At 68.0% G+C, this 17,264-nt stretch carries 23 protein-coding genes and 1 tRNA gene; 13 read left to right on the top strand and 11 right to left on the bottom strand.

Annotation, left to right across the window (positions count from 1 at the left end):
• Positions 1 to 8: 8 nt before the first annotated feature.
• From M1K48_RS14210 to plsY, 3 genes are read right to left on the bottom strand one after another with little or no spacing between them, the layout of a single operon-like run.
• Complete coding sequence (locus M1K48_RS14210; protein ID WP_249503840.1) at positions 9 to 542, bottom strand: hypothetical protein; 534 nt, start codon at positions 540 to 542, stop codon at positions 9 to 11.
• A complete protein-coding gene (gene dprA, locus M1K48_RS14205; protein ID WP_249503839.1) occupies positions 539 to 1,630 on the bottom strand; it encodes a DNA-processing protein DprA in 1,092 nt (363 codons plus the stop codon). Before dprA ends, M1K48_RS14210 begins: the two co-directional genes overlap by 4 nt.
• Positions 1,627 to 2,217, bottom strand: a complete 591-nt coding sequence (plsY, locus tag M1K48_RS14200; protein ID WP_249503838.1) for a glycerol-3-phosphate 1-O-acyltransferase PlsY — start codon at positions 2,215 to 2,217, stop codon at positions 1,627 to 1,629. The genes dprA and plsY overlap by 4 nt, the downstream gene beginning before the upstream one ends.
• 50 nt (positions 2,218 to 2,267) lie before the next feature.
• On the opposite strand from plsY, the gene murI reads away from it, so the two are divergent.
• Positions 2,268 to 3,053, top strand: a complete 786-nt coding sequence (gene murI / locus M1K48_RS14195) for a glutamate racemase (RefSeq protein ID WP_249505279.1) — start codon at positions 2,268 to 2,270, stop codon at positions 3,051 to 3,053.
• 72 nt (positions 3,054 to 3,125) lie between these two features.
• Complete coding sequence (gene hemA, locus M1K48_RS14190) at positions 3,126 to 4,340, top strand: 5-aminolevulinate synthase (protein WP_249503837.1); 1,215 nt, start codon at positions 3,126 to 3,128, stop codon at positions 4,338 to 4,340.
• Between the two features lie 3 nt (positions 4,341 to 4,343).
• On the opposite strand, the gene M1K48_RS14185 is transcribed toward hemA, so the two are convergent.
• Positions 4,344 to 4,784 carry a DUF3429 domain-containing protein gene (locus tag M1K48_RS14185; protein WP_249503836.1) on the bottom strand — a complete coding sequence of 147 codons (441 nt, stop codon included), beginning with the start codon at positions 4,782 to 4,784 and terminating at the stop codon, positions 4,344 to 4,346.
• A 46-nt stretch (positions 4,785 to 4,830) separates the two neighbouring features.
• On the opposite strand from M1K48_RS14185, the gene rpiB reads away from it, so the two are divergent.
• From rpiB to aguB, 8 genes are all read left to right on the top strand, one after another.
• Positions 4,831 to 5,271, top strand: coding sequence for a ribose 5-phosphate isomerase B (gene rpiB / locus M1K48_RS14180; RefSeq protein ID WP_249503835.1), 441 nt, complete (start codon positions 4,831 to 4,833; stop codon positions 5,269 to 5,271).
• A gap of 3 nt (positions 5,272 to 5,274) precedes the next feature.
• On the top strand, positions 5,275 to 6,582 hold the full coding sequence (gene glyA, locus M1K48_RS14175) for a serine hydroxymethyltransferase (protein WP_249503834.1): 1,308 nt from the start codon (positions 5,275 to 5,277) through the stop codon (positions 6,580 to 6,582).
• A gap of 2 nt (positions 6,583 to 6,584) precedes the next feature.
• Complete coding sequence (nrdR, locus tag M1K48_RS14170) at positions 6,585 to 7,055, top strand: transcriptional regulator NrdR (RefSeq protein WP_249503833.1); 471 nt, start codon at positions 6,585 to 6,587, stop codon at positions 7,053 to 7,055.
• Positions 7,052 to 7,783, top strand: coding sequence for an RNA methyltransferase (locus tag M1K48_RS14165; RefSeq protein ID WP_249503832.1), 732 nt, complete (start codon positions 7,052 to 7,054; stop codon positions 7,781 to 7,783). Before nrdR ends, M1K48_RS14165 begins: the two co-directional genes overlap by 4 nt.
• A 64-nt stretch (positions 7,784 to 7,847) precedes the next feature.
• A complete protein-coding gene (locus M1K48_RS14160) occupies positions 7,848 to 8,075 on the top strand; it encodes a hypothetical protein (RefSeq protein ID WP_249503831.1) in 228 nt (75 codons plus the stop codon).
• A 229-nt stretch (positions 8,076 to 8,304) separates the two neighbouring features.
• Complete coding sequence (gene rpsD / locus M1K48_RS14155; RefSeq protein ID WP_249503830.1) at positions 8,305 to 8,919, top strand: 30S ribosomal protein S4; 615 nt, start codon at positions 8,305 to 8,307, stop codon at positions 8,917 to 8,919.
• An 87-nt stretch (positions 8,920 to 9,006) separates the two neighbouring features.
• Positions 9,007 to 9,987, top strand: a complete 981-nt coding sequence (locus tag M1K48_RS14150) for an agmatine deiminase family protein (RefSeq protein WP_249503829.1) — start codon at positions 9,007 to 9,009, stop codon at positions 9,985 to 9,987.
• 11 nt (positions 9,988 to 9,998) lie between these two features.
• Entirely contained in the window at positions 9,999 to 10,850 is an 852-nt protein-coding gene (gene aguB, locus M1K48_RS14145; protein WP_249503828.1) for an N-carbamoylputrescine amidase, read from the top strand.
• Positions 10,851 to 10,860: 10 nt separating this feature from the next.
• Here the strand turns inward: aguB and M1K48_RS14140 are convergent, their stop codons facing one another.
• The 3 genes from M1K48_RS14140 to M1K48_RS14130 all read right to left on the bottom strand — a co-directional run bounded on the left by M1K48_RS14140 (position 10,861) and on the right by M1K48_RS14130 (position 12,999).
• Positions 10,861 to 11,847: an aldo/keto reductase gene (locus M1K48_RS14140; protein WP_249503827.1), complete on the bottom strand. Its 987-nt coding sequence runs from the start codon at positions 11,845 to 11,847 to the stop codon at positions 10,861 to 10,863.
• A 92-nt stretch (positions 11,848 to 11,939) separates the two neighbouring features.
• Positions 11,940 to 12,374, bottom strand: coding sequence for a hypothetical protein (locus M1K48_RS14135; protein ID WP_249503826.1), 435 nt, complete (start codon positions 12,372 to 12,374; stop codon positions 11,940 to 11,942).
• Between the two features lie 202 nt (positions 12,375 to 12,576).
• Positions 12,577 to 12,999 (bottom strand): hypothetical protein, encoded by a 423-nt coding sequence (locus M1K48_RS14130; RefSeq protein ID WP_249503825.1) that lies wholly within the window; start codon positions 12,997 to 12,999, stop codon positions 12,577 to 12,579.
• 212 nt (positions 13,000 to 13,211) lie between these two features.
• On the opposite strand from M1K48_RS14130, the gene M1K48_RS14125 reads away from it, so the two are divergent.
• Entirely contained in the window at positions 13,212 to 13,535 is a 324-nt protein-coding gene (locus M1K48_RS14125) for a hypothetical protein (protein WP_249503824.1), read from the top strand.
• Between the two features lie 20 nt (positions 13,536 to 13,555).
• Here the strand turns inward: M1K48_RS14125 and M1K48_RS14120 are convergent, their stop codons facing one another.
• The 3 genes from M1K48_RS14120 to M1K48_RS14110 form a co-directional block, all read right to left on the bottom strand.
• Complete coding sequence (locus M1K48_RS14120; protein WP_249503823.1) at positions 13,556 to 14,620, bottom strand: AI-2E family transporter; 1,065 nt, start codon at positions 14,618 to 14,620, stop codon at positions 13,556 to 13,558.
• Positions 14,621 to 14,692: 72 nt separating this feature from the next.
• A complete protein-coding gene (locus tag M1K48_RS14115; RefSeq protein ID WP_249503822.1) occupies positions 14,693 to 15,184 on the bottom strand; it encodes a GNAT family N-acetyltransferase in 492 nt (163 codons plus the stop codon).
• Entirely contained in the window at positions 15,177 to 15,851 is a 675-nt protein-coding gene (locus M1K48_RS14110) for a uracil-DNA glycosylase (RefSeq protein WP_249503821.1), read from the bottom strand. The genes M1K48_RS14115 and M1K48_RS14110 overlap by 8 nt, the downstream gene beginning before the upstream one ends.
• A 90-nt stretch (positions 15,852 to 15,941) precedes the next feature.
• On the opposite strand from M1K48_RS14110, the gene folK reads away from it, so the two are divergent.
• Both folK and M1K48_RS14100 read left to right on the top strand, forming a co-directional pair.
• Positions 15,942 to 16,433 carry a 2-amino-4-hydroxy-6-hydroxymethyldihydropteridine diphosphokinase gene (gene folK, locus M1K48_RS14105; RefSeq protein WP_249503820.1) on the top strand — a complete coding sequence of 164 codons (492 nt, stop codon included), beginning with the start codon at positions 15,942 to 15,944 and terminating at the stop codon, positions 16,431 to 16,433.
• 14 nt (positions 16,434 to 16,447) lie between these two features.
• Positions 16,448 to 16,520 (top strand) — tRNA-Lys (locus M1K48_RS14100).
• A gap of 34 nt (positions 16,521 to 16,554) precedes the next feature.
• Here M1K48_RS14100 and M1K48_RS14095 read toward each other — a convergent pair.
• Positions 16,555 to 17,259 carry a VIT1/CCC1 transporter family protein gene (locus M1K48_RS14095; protein WP_249503819.1) on the bottom strand — a complete coding sequence of 235 codons (705 nt, stop codon included), beginning with the start codon at positions 17,257 to 17,259 and terminating at the stop codon, positions 16,555 to 16,557.
• Between the last annotated feature and the right edge of the window lie 5 nt (positions 17,260 to 17,264).

Raw genomic sequence — 17,264 nt, 5'->3', positions numbered from 1 at the left:
CAAGCGGGTTAGTCGTAGCCGCATAGCCAATCGCGTCCGAGCAGCGGCCGGCAGCGATTCATGTTCTCGCCCACCAGTTCGAGCTGCCGCTGCACCGGAAGCCGGGTGGGCTCGAGATCGGAGCGAATGATCGCAACGCCGCCATCTGGAATGCCTTCGAGATAGCGCATCGCAACGGCCTGCCCGGGGCCAACCTTCCGCTCCGCCGCATTCATCGCTTCACGGTGACTGAACAGGAAAGCCTGCGCGCTGGTTCGGCTGGTCAAAGCGGTGAGCCCGTCCACGGCCCAGAACCCGCCGACCATCAACGGCACGGCAAGCGCCTTGCGCCAGCGTAGCGAGGGGGCAAGGTCACGATCCTTGGTCGCATCGATGATCTTGCCAATCGCGAAGCCCAGGAAGACGATGAACAGCAGCAGGAAGGGGATGAAAGACAGGATCCAGAAGCGCTGGTAGAGATAGGCTCCGGCAAGCCCCAGCGCCATTGCCAGCAGAGTCAGCCCGATCCCGATCTTCTCCTCGGGGATAAGCCGCGCCATCATCGCAGGCTCACCTTTCCACCCGCATGCCGATCGAGCCGTCCGGCGAGATCGAGCTCAAGCAACACCAGCTGCACCGCCCCGGGCTCCAGCCCCGACAGCCGCACGATCTCGTCCACCGGTGCCGGCGAAGGGCCAAGCAGTTCCTCCACCCGCGCGCGTTCAGCGCCGTCCGGCTCGACGCTTGCTGGTACCTCGGGCGAATAGGAAAACAGGTCCCGGCCCGATCGCACTCCGCCCAGCCCGGGCCTCAGAGCTTCCATTACTTCGGCGGCATTCTGAACCAGCGTCGCGCCATCGCGGATCAGCCCGTTGCAACCCTGCGCGCGGGGATCGAGCGGGCTGCCCGGCACCGCCAGCACCTCACGCCCCATTTCCGCCGCCAGCCGGGCGGTGATCAGCGAGCCAGAGCGCGGCGCCGCTTCCACCACCAAAGTCGCGGGACACAGGCCGGCGATGATCCGGTTCCGATAGGGGAAGTGCCGTGCCCGGGGCTCGGTGCCCGGCGGCATCTCGGCCAGCACCAGCCCCTTAGCCGCCATCTCGCGTTGAAGCCGCTCGTTCTCGGGCGGATAGAAGATGTCGAGCCCCCCCGCGATCACCCCGATCGTGCCCGTCGCCAGCCCTCCCTCGTGCGCCGCGGCATCGATTCCGCGTGCCAGCCCCGACACCACCACCACGCCCTCGCGGCCTAGGTCGTGCGCCAGTCCCCGGGCGAAGCGGCACGCCGCCGCGCTGGCATTGCGCGCCCCGACCATCGCCACGCTCGGCCGCTCCAGCAACGACAGGTCGCCGATCGCGGTCAGCAGCGGCGGCGCATTGTCGCTTTCCGCCAGCAAAGAGGGGTACAACCCTTGCCCAAGGCTGAGGTAGCGTCCGCCCAGCGCCTCCACCCGCGCTCGCTCGCGCTCCGCCTGCTCTTCGCTGCATAGCGCCGGCATCCGTCCGCCGCCCCGCGCCGCCAGGTCCGGCACCGCCTGCAGCGCCGCCTCCGCGCTGCCGAAGCGGGCAAGCAACTGGCGAAAGGTGACCGGACCGATGCTCTGGCTGCGGATCAGCCGGATCCGGGCAAGAAGATCGGCTCCGCTCAAACTCGAGAGCGCCCGACCCGGGGCTCGGTCCCGGCCCTGAGCCGGGCAAGATTTTCGCGATGCTGCCACACCACCAGCAGCGCGAACGCCGCCAGCATGACCGTTAGTTCGGGCCGCCCGAGCAAGGCCGCCGCGACCGGCGCGCTGACCGCCGCGGCAATCCCAGCGACCGAGCTGATCCGAAGCACCAGCAGCAGCCCGATCCATACCGCGGCGTAGATAGCCGCGATCGGCCAGGCGAGGCCGATCAGGATGCCGAGCAACGTCGCCACCCCCTTGCCGCCCTTGAACCGAAGCCACACCGGATAAAGATGCCCTACCAGCGCGGCCCCGGCGGCGATCCGCCCGGCGCCCGGCCACAATTGCTCGGCGATCAGCACAGCCGCAGTGCCCTTCAGCGCGTCGAGCACCAAAGTTGCCGCGGCCAGCCCCTTGGACCCGGTGCGGAGCACGTTGGTCGCGCCGATATTGCCGCTGCCGATGGCGCGGATATCGCCTTTGCCGAACAGGCGGGTGAGGATAAGCCCGAAGGGGATCGACCCAAGCAGATAACCGAGCGCGAGGGCGAGAAGCAGTCCGAACGACATAGGTGGAGGCTAGAGAGCATTGTGCCGCCGCGCAACGACCGCTTATGGCGATCGCTGTGGACCCCGCCGCTCCCTTTCTCTTTTTCGATTCCGGCGTCGGCGGCCTCAGCGTGCTGGGGCCCACCCGCGCCCTGCTACCGACCGCACCGATCGTCTACGTCGCCGACAGCGCCGCCTTTCCCTACGGCACTCGCTCGGAGGCCGAGATCGCAGCGCGCGTGCCTGCCCTGCTCGGGCGCCTTACCGAGCGCTTCCGCCCGCGGCTGGCGGTGATCGCCTGCAACACCGCCTCGACCATCGCCCTCCCCTATGTCCGCGCCGCGCTCGACATTCCGGTGGTCGGCACCGTTCCTGCGATCAAGCCGGCGGCGGAGTTGAGCCGCACCCGCGTGATCGGCGTGCTCGGGACCGAAGCCACCGTTCGCCAGCCCTATGTCGACGACCTTGCCGCCGCCCACGCCGCCGACTGCACCGTGCTTCGCCACGGCTCGGCCGGCCTGGTCGCGCTTGCGGAGGCCAAGCTGGCGGGCGAGCCGATCGATCCGGCTGCCGTCGCCGCAGCCGTCGCCCCGCTGACCGGACAGAAGATGGACGTCGTGGTGCTCGCCTGCACCCACTTCCCGTTGCTCGCCGAGGAACTGGCGCTGGCGCTGCCCGGAGTGGCGCAGGTCGATGGCGGCTCCGGCATCGCCCGCCGCATCGCCCACCTCACCGCCGGCCAGCCATGGCCGGTTCAGCCCTCGCCCGGCATCGCGCTCTTCACCGGGGGTGGACCGAATGCCCCATTGGCCGAGGCTCTCGCCCGCTATAATTTAAGGGACGTTCGGCACGTCTGACTTGCGAGTCGTTCGCATTGGCCTTGTGCCCAAAGACTTTGTATTGGCTCCGCGCTGAGCACGAGGGACACTTTGGATTACCAATCCATCTTCCAGGCAGCGATTGACCGGCTGCACGATGAAGGACGTTACCGCGTCTTTATCGACATCCTGCGCAACAAGGGGTCGTACCCCAATGCGCGCTGTTTCGCCGGCCACAACGGGCCCAAGCCGATCACCGTCTGGTGCTCGAACGACTATCTCGGCATGGGCCAGCACCCCGCCGTGGTCGAGGCGATGGAACAGGCGCTGCACGACGTCGGCGCCGGCTCGGGCGGTACCCGCAACATCGGCGGCAACACCCATTACCATGTCGACCTCGAGGCCGAACTCGCCGACCTCCACGGCAAGGAAGCCGCGCTGCTGTTCACCAGCGGCTATGTCTCCAACGAAGCCGCGCTGTCGACGCTGGGCAAGCTGCTGCCCGGCTGCGTCATCTTCTCGGACGAGCTCAACCACGCCTCGATGATCGCGGGCATCAAGAGCTCGGGTTGCGAGAAGAAGATCTTCCGCCACAACGACCTCGCCCATCTCGAGGAACTGCTCGAAGCCGAGGACTCGGCGACCCCCAAGCTGATCGCGTTCGAAAGCGTCTACTCGATGGACGGCGACATCGCGCCGATCGCCGCCATCTGCGACCTCGCCGACCGCTACGGCGCGCTGACCTATCTCGACGAGGTCCACGCCGTCGGCATGTACGGCCCGCGCGGCGGCGGCATCTCCGAACGCGACGAGGTCGCCGACCGCGTCACCATCATCGAGGGCACGCTGGGCAAGGCGTTCGGTGTCATGGGCGGCTACATCGCGGCCGACCGCAACATCGTCGATTGCATTCGCAGCTACGCGCCGGGCTTCATCTTCACTACCAGCCTGTCGCCCGTGCTGGTCGCCGGCGCGCTCGCCAGCGTTCGCCACCTCAAAGCCTCGGCCGAGGAGCGCGAGGGCCAGCAGGCCTCTGCCGCCCTACTCAAGAAGAAGTTCGCCGAGGCCGGCCTGCCGGTGATGGAAAGCACGACCCACATCGTGCCGCTCGCGGTCGGCTGCCCGGTCAAGGCCAAGCGGATCAGCGACATCCTGCTCGCCGAATACGGTTTCTACGTCCAGCCGATAAACTACCCCACCGTCCCCCGCGGGACCGAGCGTCTGCGCTTCACCCCCGGCCCGACCCACACCGCCGAGATGCAGGACGAGCTGACCGGTGCGCTGGTCGAAATCTGGGACCGGCTCGAGATGCGCGCGGCGGCCTGAGGGTCAGCGCACCAGCACCCACCCGCTCAGGCAGCAGCACAGCGTCAGCAGCAGGCTCAGCGGCACCCTGAGCTTCATCCACCATCTCGGCGCCAGCCGCCGCCGGACCAGCAGCGCGTCCATCACAAGGCTCGCCACCAACGCCCCGGCCAGCGTGAACAGCGCGGCGGGCGGCTGGAACGAGAAGATCGCCGCCCATCCCGCCAGCGCGGGGAGCACCGAAATACCCAGCAACACCCAGCCGGGCCGCTCTTGCCGGCTGACGAAGCCCCACCAGGTCCCACCAAGGAAACTCAGGATGATCGCCGCATAGGTCAGCACGAACCCCGGCGTCGACGGCGCGAACAGGCCGAGGTCGAGCAAGGCGACCGCGGTCAGCCCGACGGGCGGGATCAGCCCGGCAAAACCAAGCAGCAGGGCGGGAAGCGGAATGGTCGTCTTCATGGGGTCGCACGGTGGCATTTCGCGAGATCGTCCGCTAGATGGCCCCATGATTATCGCGCTCGCCGCCGACCATGCCGGATTCGCGCTCAAGGACCAGCTTCGCGACTGGTTGCACGAGGCGGGGCACGAGGTCGTGGACCTCGGCACCAACGGCCCCGACCGCGTCGACTACCCCCGCTTCGGAAGCCTGCTGGCCGAGACGCTCGCCGCCGGCAGGGCGGAGCGCGGCATCGCGGTCTGTGGCTCGGGCATCGGCATTTCGATCGCGGTCAATCGCAATCCGGCCTGCCGCTGCGCGCTGGTGAACGAGCCGCTGTCCGCCGCCCTCGCCCGCGAGCATAACGATGCCGACGTTCTCGCGCTCGGCGCCCGGCTCACCGGCATCGACCTCGCCAAGGCCTGCGTCACCGCCTTCCTCGACACCCCCTTCGCCGGCGGGCGCCACCAGTCCCGCGTCGACCTCCTGTCCGCGACCCACGGAGAATAAAGCATGGCCACCGCCGCCAATCTGAACGACGTCCAGCCGCAGGGCTTCTTCACCCGGCACCTCGCCGACGCCGACCCCGCCGTCGCCGCCGCCGTGGGTGATGAGATGACCCGCGAGCAGACCCAGATCGAACTCATCGCCTCCGAGAACATCGTCAGCCGCGCCGTCCTCGAGGCGCAGGGCTCGGTGTTCACCAACAAGTATGCCGAGGGCTATCCCGGCCGCCGTTACTACCAGGGCTGCCACCCCTCGGACGCGGTCGAGCAGCTCGCCATTGACCGTGCCAAGCAATTGTTCGGCTGCGGCTTCGCCAACGTCCAGCCGCATTCGGGCGCGCAGGCTAATGGCGCGGTGTTCCTCGCTTTGCTCCAGCCCGGCGACACGATCCTCGGGATGAGCCTCGCCGCCGGCGGCCACCTCACCCACGGCGCCCCGCCCGCTCAGTCGGGTAAGTGGTTCAACGCGGTCCAATATGGCGTCCGCGAGGATGACCATCTGGTCGACTTTGACGAGGTCAAGCGCCTTGCCAACGAGCACAAGCCCAAGCTGATCATCGCCGGCGGCTCGGCCTACCCGCGCATCCTCGACTTCGCCCGCTTCCGCGCCATCGCCGACAAGGTCGGGGCGTATCTGATGGTCGACATGGCCCACTTCGCCGGCCTAGTCGCCGCGGGCGAGCACCCCTCGCCCTTCGGCCACGCCCACGTCGTCACCACCACCACCCACAAGACCCTGCGCGGTCCGCGCGGCGGCATGGTCCTGACCGACGACGAGGCGATCGCCAAGAAGATCAATTCGGCGGTCTTCCCCGGCCTCCAGGGCGGCCCGCTGATGCACGTCATCGCCGCCAAGGCGGTGGCCTTCGGCGAAGCGCTGCAGCCCGACTTTAAGAGCTACGCCAAGGCGGTGGTCGCCAACGCCCGCGCGCTCGCCGGCCGGCTCAAGGAGCGCGGCGCCGACCTGGTCGCTGGCGGCACCGACACCCACCTCGCGCTGGTCGACCTCCGCCCGCTCGGGATCACCGGCAAGGATGCCGATGAAGCTCTCGAGCGCGCCGGGATCACCTGCAACAAGAACGGCATCCCGTTCGACCCGCTGCCGCCCTTGAAGACCAGCGGCATCCGCGTCGGCTCGCCTGCCGGTACCACCCGCGGCTTCGGCGAGGCCGAGTTCCGCGACATCGCCGACATGGTCGCCGACGTGCTCGACGGCCTCAAGGCCCATGGCGCGGATGGCAATGGCGAGGTCGAGGCCCAGGTGAACGAGCGCGTCCGCGCGCTTTGTGCGCGCTTCCCGATCTATCAGGACTAAGGATGCGCTGCCCCTTTTGCGGTGACCTCGACAGCCAGGTGAAGGACAGCCGCTCGTCGGAAGACGGCGCGGCGATCCGCCGCCGCCGCCAGTGCGAAGGCTGCGGCGCCCGCTTCACCACCTTTGAACGCATCCAGCTGCGCGACCTCGTCGTGATCAAGAAGGACGGCAGCCGCGAAGCGTTCGAGCGGGCCAAGCTCGCCCGCGCCATCGGCCACGCCAGCGCCAAGCGCGACATTAGCCCCGAGAAGATCGAGCGGCTGGTCTCCTCGGTCCAGCGCCAGCTCGAAACTCGCGGCGACGAAGTCCGCGCCGAGGAAATTGGCGAAAAGGTGATGGCGGGCCTCAAGACCCTCGACCACGTCGCCTACATCCGCTTCGCCTCCATCTACCGCGACTTCTCCGAAGCCAGCGACTTCGCCGAAATCGCGGAGGAAGTGGGCGAGCCGCCCGAACCTGGCAAACTGCTGTGAGCACCGCCGCCCCGCCCCCGGTCATCATCCTTGTCCGCCCCCAGCTAGGCCAGAACATCGGCAGGGCTGCGCGGGCCATGCTGAACTTTGGCCTCACCGAAATGCGCCTCGTCGCGCCGCGCGACGGCTGGCCCAATCCGGACGCCGGCCCCGCCGCCAGCGGTGCCGCCCTCGTACTCGAACGGGCGCAGGTGTTTGACACCGTCGCCGACGCCATCGCCGACTGCAGCCTCGTGTTCGCCTCCACCGTGCGCAAGCGCGACATCGTAACCCCGGTGGTTGGGCCCGAGCAGATGGCGGCCGCCATCCACTCGACCGAGGGCCGCTCCGCGATCCTGTTCGGCCCCGAGCGCTCGGGCCTCGCGACCGAGGATGCGGTGCTCGCCAGCCACATCGTCACCGTGCCGATCAATCCCGAATTTGGCAGCCTCAACCTGGCCCAGGCGGTGATCCTGCTCGCCTACGAATGGTCGCGCAGCGCGCCGCTGGTCCAGCCAACCGCCTTCGAGGTGGAACCCCGCGCCCCGCAGGCCGAGCTTGACGGGCTGATCGAGCATCTCGACGGCTATCTGTCGCAGGTAAACTACTTCAATCCGCCCGAGCGCATTCACGCCACCCGCAACACCATCCGCACCATCTTGACCAAGCCCGGCTGGTCGAGCCGCGAGGTCAAGGCCGTTCGAGGAATGATCCGGGCGATCGCCCAGCCCCGGCTGCGGTCAAGTTGACGCCAAACGCAACTGCCCGCATCACGACGGCCGTCTCTCTGTATCGATTTTAGGGATGATTCTCATGACCCTGTTGCTTGCCGCCCTGCTCGCCGCTCAGCCCGCTCCAACCGCGCCGGTCGTCACTCCGCCGGCCAAGCCGGCCAAGGAGAAGACCATCTGCAAGAGCTCCGAAGACAGCGCCTCGCGCCTCGGTCGGCGGGTCTGCAAGAAGGAGAGCGAGTGGTCGAACGGCAAACTCGATCATCAGGAAGGCAGCCGGGCCGGCAGCAGCCTGCGGCCGCAGGACTAGGTCCGGAAAGCCGCCTTTTCCGCCCATGCTAGGATGCCGTCCATCGGGTGCTGGTGGGGTCCGGACCATGCACGGTCCTGACCGTCGGCCTTGACCTTCGCACCCCCTCCCGCTAGGGGCGCGCCTTCGCAATTGGCTCCGCACGCTCGGTGAAGCGGTGGCCCTGCCCCACTCCGGTGGTCAGCAGCGCGGTTCCGGGCACGACAGAAACGCAATTGAAGGAACTACGATGTCGAAGCGCTCCAGCGCCAAGTACAAGCTCGACCGCCGCATGGGCGAGAACGTCTTCGGTCGTCCGAAGAGCCCGGTCAACAAGCGCGAATATGGTCCTGGCCAGCACGGCCAGCGCCGCAAGGGCAAGATGTCGGACTTCGGCATCCAGCTGCGCGCCAAGCAGAAGCTGAAGGGCTATTACGGCGACGTCACCGAGAAGCAGTTCAAGCGGACCTTCTTTGAAGCCAGCAAGATGAAGGGCGACGCGTCGCAGAACCTCATCGGCCTGCTCGAGCGCCGCCTCGACATGATCGTCTACCGCGCCAAGTTCGCGCCGACGATCTGGGCTGCCCGCCAGCTCGTCAGCCACGGCCACATCCGCGTCAACGGCGTGAAGTGCAACATCGCCAGCCGCCGCGTGAACGTCGGCGACGTGATCGAGCTCGGCTCCAAGGCGCAGGAAATGGCGCTGGTCATGGAAGCGCAGAGCCTGGCCGAGCGCGACATCCCCGAATATGTCACGCCGGACGGCACCAGCAAGGTGACCTACACCCGCGTGCCGACCCTCGACGAGGTGCCTTACCCGGTCCGCATGGAGCCGAACCTCGTGATCGAATTCTACTCGCGCTAAGCTTCAACCAGCTTTCGCGACACGAAAGGGCGGTCCTGCGGGGCCGCCCTTTTGCGTTCTCCCTCCACTTTGCTAGGCGCGAGCCCCATGTCCTACCCCCTCCTCCCGCCGCCCGAATGGGCGCCGCACGCCGCCATGTGGATCGGCTTCCCGAGCGATCCCGACTTGTGGGTCGAGGATCTGGCGCCGGCCCAGGAAGAGGTCGCCGCCCTCGCCCGCGCCCTCCACGCCGACGGCAAGGGCGAGGAGATCATCCTCGTCGCCGCCGACCCCGAAGCCGCCGCCGAGGCGCGTCGCCTCGCGCCCTTCGCCACCGTGATCGAGCAAGCATTCGGCGACATCTGGCTGCGCGATACGGGGCCGATCGTGCTGGGCTCGGGTGAGCATCGCCGGGCGCAAGGCTTCGGTTTCAATGGCTGGGGCGGCAAATACGACCTTGAGGGCGACGACAGCATCGGCGAGCGCCTCGCCGCTTCGGCCCGCCTGCCCTACGCCAAGGCCGACTGGATCCTCGAAGGCGGCGCAGTCGATGGCGATGGCTCGGGGCTGTTCGTTACCACCGAGCAATGCCTGCTCAATCCCAACCGCAACCGCAGCCTGACTCGCGACGACGTCGAGCAGAACCTCGCCCGTGACCTCGGCGCGACCCGCGTCGTCTGGCTCGGCGAAGGCCTCGCCAATGACCACACCGACGGCCATGTCGACAACCTGGCCCGCTTCGTCGGGGCGCACCGCGTCGCCTTGCCGGAGCCCGCAGAGGATGACCCCAATGCCGCGGTCTATGCCGACGCTGCGGCGCGGATCGAGGCAGGCGGTCTTGAACTCGTGCGCCTTCCCTCCCCCGGGCGGATCGAGGCCGACGGCGACATCATCCCGGCCTCGTACATGAACTTCCTGATCGGCAATGCCGCCGTGGTCGTGCCGCTCTACGGCAGCGCCAACGATGAAGCCGCAGTCGCCGCGGTGCAGGCGCTGTTCCCCGGCCGCCTTGCGGTGGGCCTGCGAGCCGACCACATCCTGACTGGCGGTGGAAGCTTCCACTGCATTTCCCAACAGATCCCGGCCTGAGGCGAGCCCCCATGTCCACCATCAAAGTCGCCGCCCTCCAGCTCGAGCTCGGGGGAGACACCCAGACCAACATCGCCGCGGTGACCGACCTTGTCCGCGAGGCGGCCGGCAAGGGCGCCCAGGTCGTCCTGCCGCCCGAGTTGTTCGAGGGTCCCTACTTCTGCCGGACCGAGGACGAGGGGCTGTTCGTCACCGCCATGCCGACGGCAAAGCATCCGAGCGTGTTGGCAATGCAGAAGCTCGCGAGCGAGCTCGGCATCTGGATCCCGACCAGCTTCTTCGAGCGCGACGGGCAGCACCATTACAATAGCCTGGCGATGGTGAACCCCGACGGCGCGGTCGCTGGCCTTTATCGCAAGAGCCATATCCCCGACGGCCCCGGCTACGAGGAGAAGTTCTATTTCCGTCCCGGCAACACCGGGTTCAAGGTGTGGGACGGTCCTGACGCGGAGAAGCTCGGCGTCGGGATCTGCTGGGATCAATGGTATCCAGAGACCGCCCGGGCGATGATGCTGATGGGCGCCGAAATCCTGTTCTACCCGACCGCGATCGGGACCGAGCCGCATGACCCCGACCTCGACACCTCACGCCTGTGGCGGCGTGCGATGATCGGGCATGCGGTCTCCAACGTGGTGCCGGTCGTCGCGGCCAACCGCATCGGGACCGAGGGCGGGCAGCGCTTCTACGGCCACAGCTTCATCTGCGACGAGCGCGGCGACCTGCTGGCTGAATTCGGAGCGGACGAGACCGGGGTGCTGGTCGCCGAGCTGGACCTCGCCCAGGCCCGCCGCCACCGCGCCGCCTTCGGCTTCTTCCGCGACCGCCGACCCGAGCTGTACGGGCGGCTGGTTCAGGACATCTGAGCCCGTCGCCTTACCGCCCGACCGCCGCCATTGAGGCGGCGGGGTAACGGGTGCCCTGGGCGGCGCCGGGCGGCAAGGCGGCACTGATCCGCGCTAGGTCGCTGTCGCTCAGCTCGACCTCCAGTGCCCCGAGGTTGTCGTCCAGATAGGTGCGGCGCTTGGTGCCGGGGATGGGCACGATGTCGTCGCCCTGGGCCAGCACCCAGGCAAGCGCCAACTGGGCCGGGGTGCAGCTCTTCTCGGCGGCAAGCGCGGCAACGGAGGCGGCGAGATCGAGGTTTTGCTGGAACGCCTCACCTTGGAACCTGGGATGGCTGCGGCGGCTGTCGCCTTCGACCAGGTCGTCGGGCGACGTGATCTGGCCGGTCAGGAAGCCGCGGCCGAGCGGGCTGTAAGAAACGAAGCCGATGCCGAGGTCGCGGCAGGTGGGGAGGATGTCGGCCTCCACGTCGCGGGTCCACAGCGAATATTCGGTCTGCAGCGCGGTGATCGGGTGGACCGCATGGGCCCGCCGGATCGTCTCGGGGGCAGCTTCCGACAGGCCAAGATAGCGGACCTTGCCGGCGGTCACGAGCTCGGCCATCGCGCCCACCGTGTCCTCGATCGGCACCTCCGGATCGACCCGGTGCTGGTAATAAAGGTCGAACACGTCGAGCCCGGAGCGCCGCAAGCTCGCGTCGCAGGCGGAGCGGACATAGTCCGGCCGGCCATTGACCCCAAGGAAGGTCCCGTCCGCGGCCCGCATGTTACCGAACTTCGTCGCGACCACCACCCACTCCCGCCGCTCCCGCACGACGCGGCCAACCAGCTCCTCGTTGGCGCCGGAGCCGTACATGTCGGCGGTGTCGAGAAAGGTGATCCCGCGATCGATGGCGCGGTTGATCGTCGCGACCGATTCCGCCTCGTTACGGCTGCCGTAGAAGTCGGACATGCCCATGCAGCCAAGGCCAAGTGCGGAGACCTCGAGACCTTGGCGGCCGAGTTTGCGAGTTTGCATTGGGGTCAGTCCTTGTCGGCCGGCGCCGGAGTGGGAGATGGTGCTAGAACCACGCGGGCCCCTTCATGTTTCCTTCGGAGGGAGGATTGCCCCTACCTCCGGGCGGACGCCGCGACCCTGAAGCCTGCAGCGGCATCGACCCACCGCACCGGCTTGCCGGGTAGGGTCATGTTGACCTGGTCGACCCGGCCGAACTTCATCAGCTGACCATTCTGGAAGCGAAGGGTTTCGCAGGCCTTTCTTCCCGCCATCGGCGCGAGGCGCTGGACGAGCGAAGCGAGCGCGGAGGCATTCCGCTCAGGCGGCAGCCGCGCCCCGTTGACCCGGACGATTCCCCTCCGCAGGTCGGCCAGTTGCACGACCCCACACAAGGCGCCGCCCTCGTTCCTGACCACCGAGGTCATCTCGAGCGTGATACCCTGCGCTGGGGCGACGAGGACTTCTCCCGTCTCCACCAGCGATCCATCGGCCCGGGGCGCGTAGGACAGCAGGGACGAGCACGTCTTCGCCTGGAGGTCCGGGTTCACGCAAAGACGCTTGCCAAGCCGGGACTGACCGGCGGCATCGACCTGTGTCGGAGCGCCCGCGGCGGCTAGCAGAAATGCAAAGGCGAGAAGCACGACATCTCCTCTGCTGATCTGGAGCGAGCGGCAGCCAAGTGTAGGCCGGAGTTTTCGCAGTTCGCAATGGGTAGACCTCCACACCGGCGACCGCGGTCTGCAACTCGCCCTACCGATGTTCTCGGATGTACCAATTCGGAAGAGCTAGGGGAGTGAACCCCTGGTCGGACAATCGGCGTCGATCGATAGCCTGATCCCGGTCGAAGTAGTAAATGCCTTTGGCCCTGCTGCTGAAGATTGGCCAATACAGGAGCATCTGAATGGCACTTGGCTTCTTGCCGTTGGGCAAGGCGTCATCATCTGTAAAAGGCGTGTTGGCAGGCTTATGCGATCGGGCATCAACTCGAAGCTGGACGACGCCCAGGCTCTTCAACTGACCTTCGAGCCTGAGCAGATCCTCGTTCGATCCATTCTTGCAGGATTCACCGGCCCGCAACTCCATGTCTACGATAACGAAGTCCGGATTGCAGGCCCTGACTGCTCGAACGACATTCTCGTACTTTGCACGATTTGACCTGAAATTGCGGCTCACCTCTTCATCAGTCGGCGGTGAGGAGCAACCTGTGAGCAGAAGGGCGAGACCCGTCGACAACACGCCAGCCCTGCGCTTTGCTCTCGATTCCCGGACCTCCATCAAGGGCAGTATGCCCCCTCCGCCAATGGCCGCAATGGGTCCCAGGGAGGGTTGGCCGCGTCTTCCCCCACCGGGTGGAACGTTGCCGTTGATTGTGGTCAAGCATCGGCATGGATCTTTTCGGCCACCTCCTTCTTGCGGTGCTGATGCAAGTGCTCGTTGTCCGGCTTTGCAGGAACTGGGTCGCGGGAGCCGCAGTGGCGACGGCCTGGGCCCTCTCGCGTGAGATCACGCAGGCCGAATATCGGTGGATCGAGCGCTTCGGGGACGGCCTGAGGGCCAACATGCCCTGGTGGGGCGGCGTCGATATTCGCGTCTGGCAGACGCCCGACCCGTGGCTCGACTGGCTGTTGCCGACCTTGCTGGCGGGCACCATCGCCTTTGTGGCCAGCAGGCGCAGGCGCTTGTCCTCAGTCGCGGAGGAAGGTCGGTGAGGGGGTGAACGCGGACCTCGTCAGAGGAAGCGCTCTTCCTCGCGGTAGATCGACCAGCCGGCGAGGAACAGGCCGCCGACGACCGGGCCCACCACGACCCCGCTAAGCCCGAAGGCGGCGATCCCGCCGAGTGTCGTCACCAGCACCAGCCAGTCGGGGATGCCGGTGTCGCGGCCGACCAGCAGCGGCCGCAGGAGATTGTCGGCCATGCCGATGATCAGCGCGCCCGAGACGATGACCACGATCCCCTGCCACACCGCACCGGTCAGCAGGAGGTAGCCGGCGATCGGCACCCACACGAGCGCTGGGCCGATCGCCGGGAGCAGGGAGACGATCGCCATCAGCACCCCCAGCAGGACCGCGGAGGGAAAGCCGACGATCCAAAAGGTGATCGTCCCGAGCAAGCCCTGGACCAGCCCGACCACCACCGAACCCTTTATCGTGGCGCGGATGGTGGCGACGAAACTGGTGGCGAGATGATCGGCCGAGCGGCGGTCGAGCGGCAGGGTCTCCTTGACCATCGCCCCGATGCGGGTCCCGTCGCGCAGCAGGAAGTAGGTGACGTAGAGGCCGACCGCGAACACCAGCAGCGAGGTGAAGGCATTGCCGCCGATCTGCAGCGCGCGGCTGGCGATCACCGTCAGGCTGTCACGGAGGACCGCGGTGATCCGCTCCTGCAGGACCGCGAAGTCGCCATAGCCCGAGCCTTCGATGATCTGTTGCAGGCGGGTCGGCAGGCGGCCCTGGATCTGTTCGAAATAGCCCGCCGCATCGAACTGCCCGGCTTTCACCACCTCGTAGATCTGCAGCGCCTGGCCGACGATCACGTCGCCGATCGCGATCGCCGGGACGATCACCGCCACGAAGATGACCAGCAGGGTCGCGATGGCGGCGCGGTTGTTGCCGCCATTCATCCGCGCCAGCATCCACTGGTGGAGCGGCTGGAACATGATCGCCGCTAGCACCGCCCACAGCAGCGCCGACGCGAACGGCCAGGCGACATAGCCCAGCGCCAGAGTGATCAGGACGAGGAAGAGGTGAAAGGCGCTACGCTCGCCAGCCTTGGCCGGTCCCGGTTCCTTCATCGAAGATCCTTCCCCCACTTCTTGCCGACCTCATAGAGCAAATGCCCGCCGACGGAAGACGAACGCGGACGCTCAGAGGTCCTTGCGCCAGTAGATGCTGTCGAACCATTCGCCGCCGATCAGCCAGGTCTTTTCGGCCCGGCCGGTCTCGTGAAAGCCGTGCCGCTGCAGAAGGCGGATGCTGGCGGCATTGCGGGGATCGGTGTCGGCGGTCAGGAACGCGCTTCCGGCGCGGCGGCGATGGGCGAGGAAGGCGGCCAGCGCCTCGCTGGCAAAGCCCCGGCCCCACTGCACGGGATCGAGCAGGTAGCCGAAGTCGGGCAGCTGCCAGGCACCCATCTTACCGATGCATTCCCCGTCCAGCGTGACGATGAAATCGTCGTTGTCCGGCGGCGGGCTGAGCATGCTGCGGACCCAGTCGGCGGTGGTCTTCACGCTCTCGTGCGGAAGGGTGGACCAGTAACGCATGGCTTTGGGATCGCGCATGATGCGGTGCATCGGCCCGACATCCTCGATCCGTGCGCGGCGCAGGACCAGCCGCTCGGTGGTGATCGTCTCAACCATCGCGCAGCTCGGCCGCGCGGGCGAAGACGGCTTCGAACATCGGTGGGGTCAGGCGGCGGGTGTTCTGGTTGTAGCGGCTGCTATGATATGTGCCGAGCAGGATCCGGCCGTCGGGCGCCACCACTTCGCTGCCATGGCCGAACCTGGCCTGCGAGGGCCGCAGCCCCAGCGCACGGACGGCGGCGGCATGGGCGATGGCGCCGAGCGCGACCAGCACGCGAACCTGGGGCAGGCCGGCCAGCGCGGCTTCGAAATAGGGCCGGCAGGTGGCGATCTCGGCCGGCTCGGGCTTGTTCTGCGGGGGCAGGCACTTGACCGCATTGAGGATCAGCGCGCCGCTCAGCCGGAGGTCGTCGGACGGGTCGGCGCCGTAGGTGCCGGTGGCGAGGCCGAACTTGAGCAGGGTGGCGTAGAGGAGGTCGCCGGCGAAATCGCCGGTGAACGGACGGCCGGTGCGGTTGGCCCCTTGCTTACCCGGCGCCAGGCCGACCACCGCCAGCCACGCCGCAGGGTCGCCCCATGCCGGGACCGGGGCGTTCCACCAGCCGGGATGCTCGGCCCGGCACTCCTCGCGCAGGGCGACGAGGCGCGGGCACAGCGGGCAATCGCGCGGTGCCTCAGTCTGGGGCACGGGGGACTGGACGGGGGTGGGCGCGGGAACGAGCATCGCCGCTTCATATCGTCGTCGCCGGGGAAGTCGAAGCCCTGCGGTGAGCGGGCTTGCCAGCGCGGGCCGACTTCGCACAGGACGGCGGGCATGGAGCAGCCAGTGCATCTCTACGCGATTGCGATCGGGTCCAACCGCCCGCACGGCCGCTTCGGGCGTCCGGCGCATGTGGTGGAGGCCGCCATCGCCGAGCTCGACCGCGCCTTCACCCTGTTCGATGCCTCGCCCCTCCTGCTCAATCCGGCGAGCGGCGGCGCGGGGCGCGAGTTCGCCAATGCGGTGGCGATCGCCGAAAGCCCGCTTGATCCGCCGGCGATGCTCGCTGCCCTGAAGGCGATCGAGCGCGCGTTCGGGCGGCGGCGGGGCAAGCGCTGGGGCAGCCGGGTGCTCGACCTGGATATCCTCGCCTGGGATGGCGGACGCTGGTCAGACCGGCGGCTGACCATTCCCCACCAGTCGCTCGAACAGCGCGAATTCATGTTGCTGCCGCTGGCCGCGATCGCCCCGCGCTGGCGCCTGCGCGGCGCCCTCACCACGCGCCAGCTTGCGGCACGGCTTGGCAAGCGGCGCGCGAAGCCCTAGGTGCGCCCTCGCGTGGGCCGTTAGCTCAGTCGGTAGAGCAGCTGACTTTTAATCAGCGGGTCGCTGGTTCGAACCCAGCACGGCTCACGCCCTTCCTGAGCATAAACCTGCGCGGCGCGATTTAGCCGACCGCTGCGCCGAACAGCCGTCCGATGCCGAAGGTGACGGCCATCGCCGCCGCGCCCCAGAAAGTCACCCGCACCACCGACCGCCCGATCGCCGCTCCGCCGGCCGTGGCGCCAAGGGCGCCGAGGATCGCGAGGCACAGGAGCGAGGTCGCCACCACCGCCGGGATCAGCGCCGACAGAGGAGCCAGCCAGGCAACGATCAGCGGCGCCGCGCTGCCGGCGACGAAGGTCGCCGCCGATGCCGCGGCGGCCTGCAGCGGGCGGGCGGTGGAGACGTGCGACAGCCCAAGTTCGTCGCGGGCGTGGGTCCCCAGCGCATCCCGTGCCATCATCTGGTCGGCGACCGCTTCGGCGGTACCGCGCTCGACCCCCCGGCCCTCGTAGATGCGGATCAATTCCTCGCGTTCGGAAGCGGGCTGTTCGGCCAGTTCGGTGCGCTCGCGCGCGAGATCGGCGCGCTCGGTGTCGGATTGCGAGCTGACCGAGACATATTCGCCCGCCGCCATCGACATCGCCCCGGCGAACAGGGAGGCCACCCCGGCGACGAGGATCGCGGCCTGGTCCGGCTGGGACGCGGCGACACCCACGATCAGGCTCCCGGTCGAGACGATCCCGTCGTTGGCCCCGAGCACGGCCGCGCGCAGCCAGCCGATGCGGTCCGTCGCATGCTGTTCCCGATGACTATGTAGTCGCGACATCCCCG

The sequence above is a fragment of the Sphingomonas glaciei genome, from assembly GCF_023380025.1.
GTDB lineage: Bacteria > Pseudomonadota > Alphaproteobacteria > Sphingomonadales > Sphingomonadaceae > Sphingomicrobium > Sphingomicrobium glaciei.
The sequence above is the reverse complement of the archived record's forward strand: the minus strand, read 5'-3'. Positions and strand labels throughout refer to the sequence as shown.

Bases quoted from the DNA above. Each gene is read 5' to 3' on its own strand.
- M1K48_RS14210 (WP_249503840.1), bottom strand. From the start codon at position 542: ATGATGGCGCGGCTTATCCCCGAGGAGAAGATCGGGATCGGGCTGACT.
- plsY (WP_249503838.1), bottom strand. From the start codon at position 2,217: ATGTCGTTCGGACTGCTTCTCGCCCTCGCGCTCGGTTATCTGCTTGGG.
- M1K48_RS14185 (WP_249503836.1), bottom strand. From the start codon at position 4,784: ATGAAGACGACCATTCCGCTTCCCGCCCTGCTGCTTGGTTTTGCCGGG.
- rpiB (WP_249503835.1), top strand. From the start codon at position 4,831: ATGATTATCGCGCTCGCCGCCGACCATGCCGGATTCGCGCTCAAGGAC.
- glyA (WP_249503834.1), top strand. From the start codon at position 5,275: ATGGCCACCGCCGCCAATCTGAACGACGTCCAGCCGCAGGGCTTCTTC.
- nrdR (WP_249503833.1), top strand. From the start codon at position 6,585: ATGCGCTGCCCCTTTTGCGGTGACCTCGACAGCCAGGTGAAGGACAGC.
- M1K48_RS14160 (WP_249503831.1), top strand. From the start codon at position 7,848: ATGACCCTGTTGCTTGCCGCCCTGCTCGCCGCTCAGCCCGCTCCAACC.
- rpsD (WP_249503830.1), top strand. From the start codon at position 8,305: ATGTCGAAGCGCTCCAGCGCCAAGTACAAGCTCGACCGCCGCATGGGC.
- M1K48_RS14150 (WP_249503829.1), top strand. From the start codon at position 9,007: ATGTCCTACCCCCTCCTCCCGCCGCCCGAATGGGCGCCGCACGCCGCC.
- aguB (WP_249503828.1), top strand. From the start codon at position 9,999: ATGTCCACCATCAAAGTCGCCGCCCTCCAGCTCGAGCTCGGGGGAGAC.
- M1K48_RS14140 (WP_249503827.1), bottom strand. From the start codon at position 11,847: ATGCAAACTCGCAAACTCGGCCGCCAAGGTCTCGAGGTCTCCGCACTT.
- M1K48_RS14125 (WP_249503824.1), top strand. From the start codon at position 13,212: ATGGATCTTTTCGGCCACCTCCTTCTTGCGGTGCTGATGCAAGTGCTC.
- M1K48_RS14120 (WP_249503823.1), bottom strand. From the start codon at position 14,620: ATGAAGGAACCGGGACCGGCCAAGGCTGGCGAGCGTAGCGCCTTTCAC.
- M1K48_RS14115 (WP_249503822.1), bottom strand. From the start codon at position 15,184: ATGGTTGAGACGATCACCACCGAGCGGCTGGTCCTGCGCCGCGCACGG.
- M1K48_RS14110 (WP_249503821.1), bottom strand. From the start codon at position 15,851: ATGCTCGTTCCCGCGCCCACCCCCGTCCAGTCCCCCGTGCCCCAGACT.
- folK (WP_249503820.1), top strand. From the start codon at position 15,942: ATGGAGCAGCCAGTGCATCTCTACGCGATTGCGATCGGGTCCAACCGC.
- M1K48_RS14095 (WP_249503819.1), bottom strand. From the start codon at position 17,259: ATGTCGCGACTACATAGTCATCGGGAACAGCATGCGACGGACCGCATC.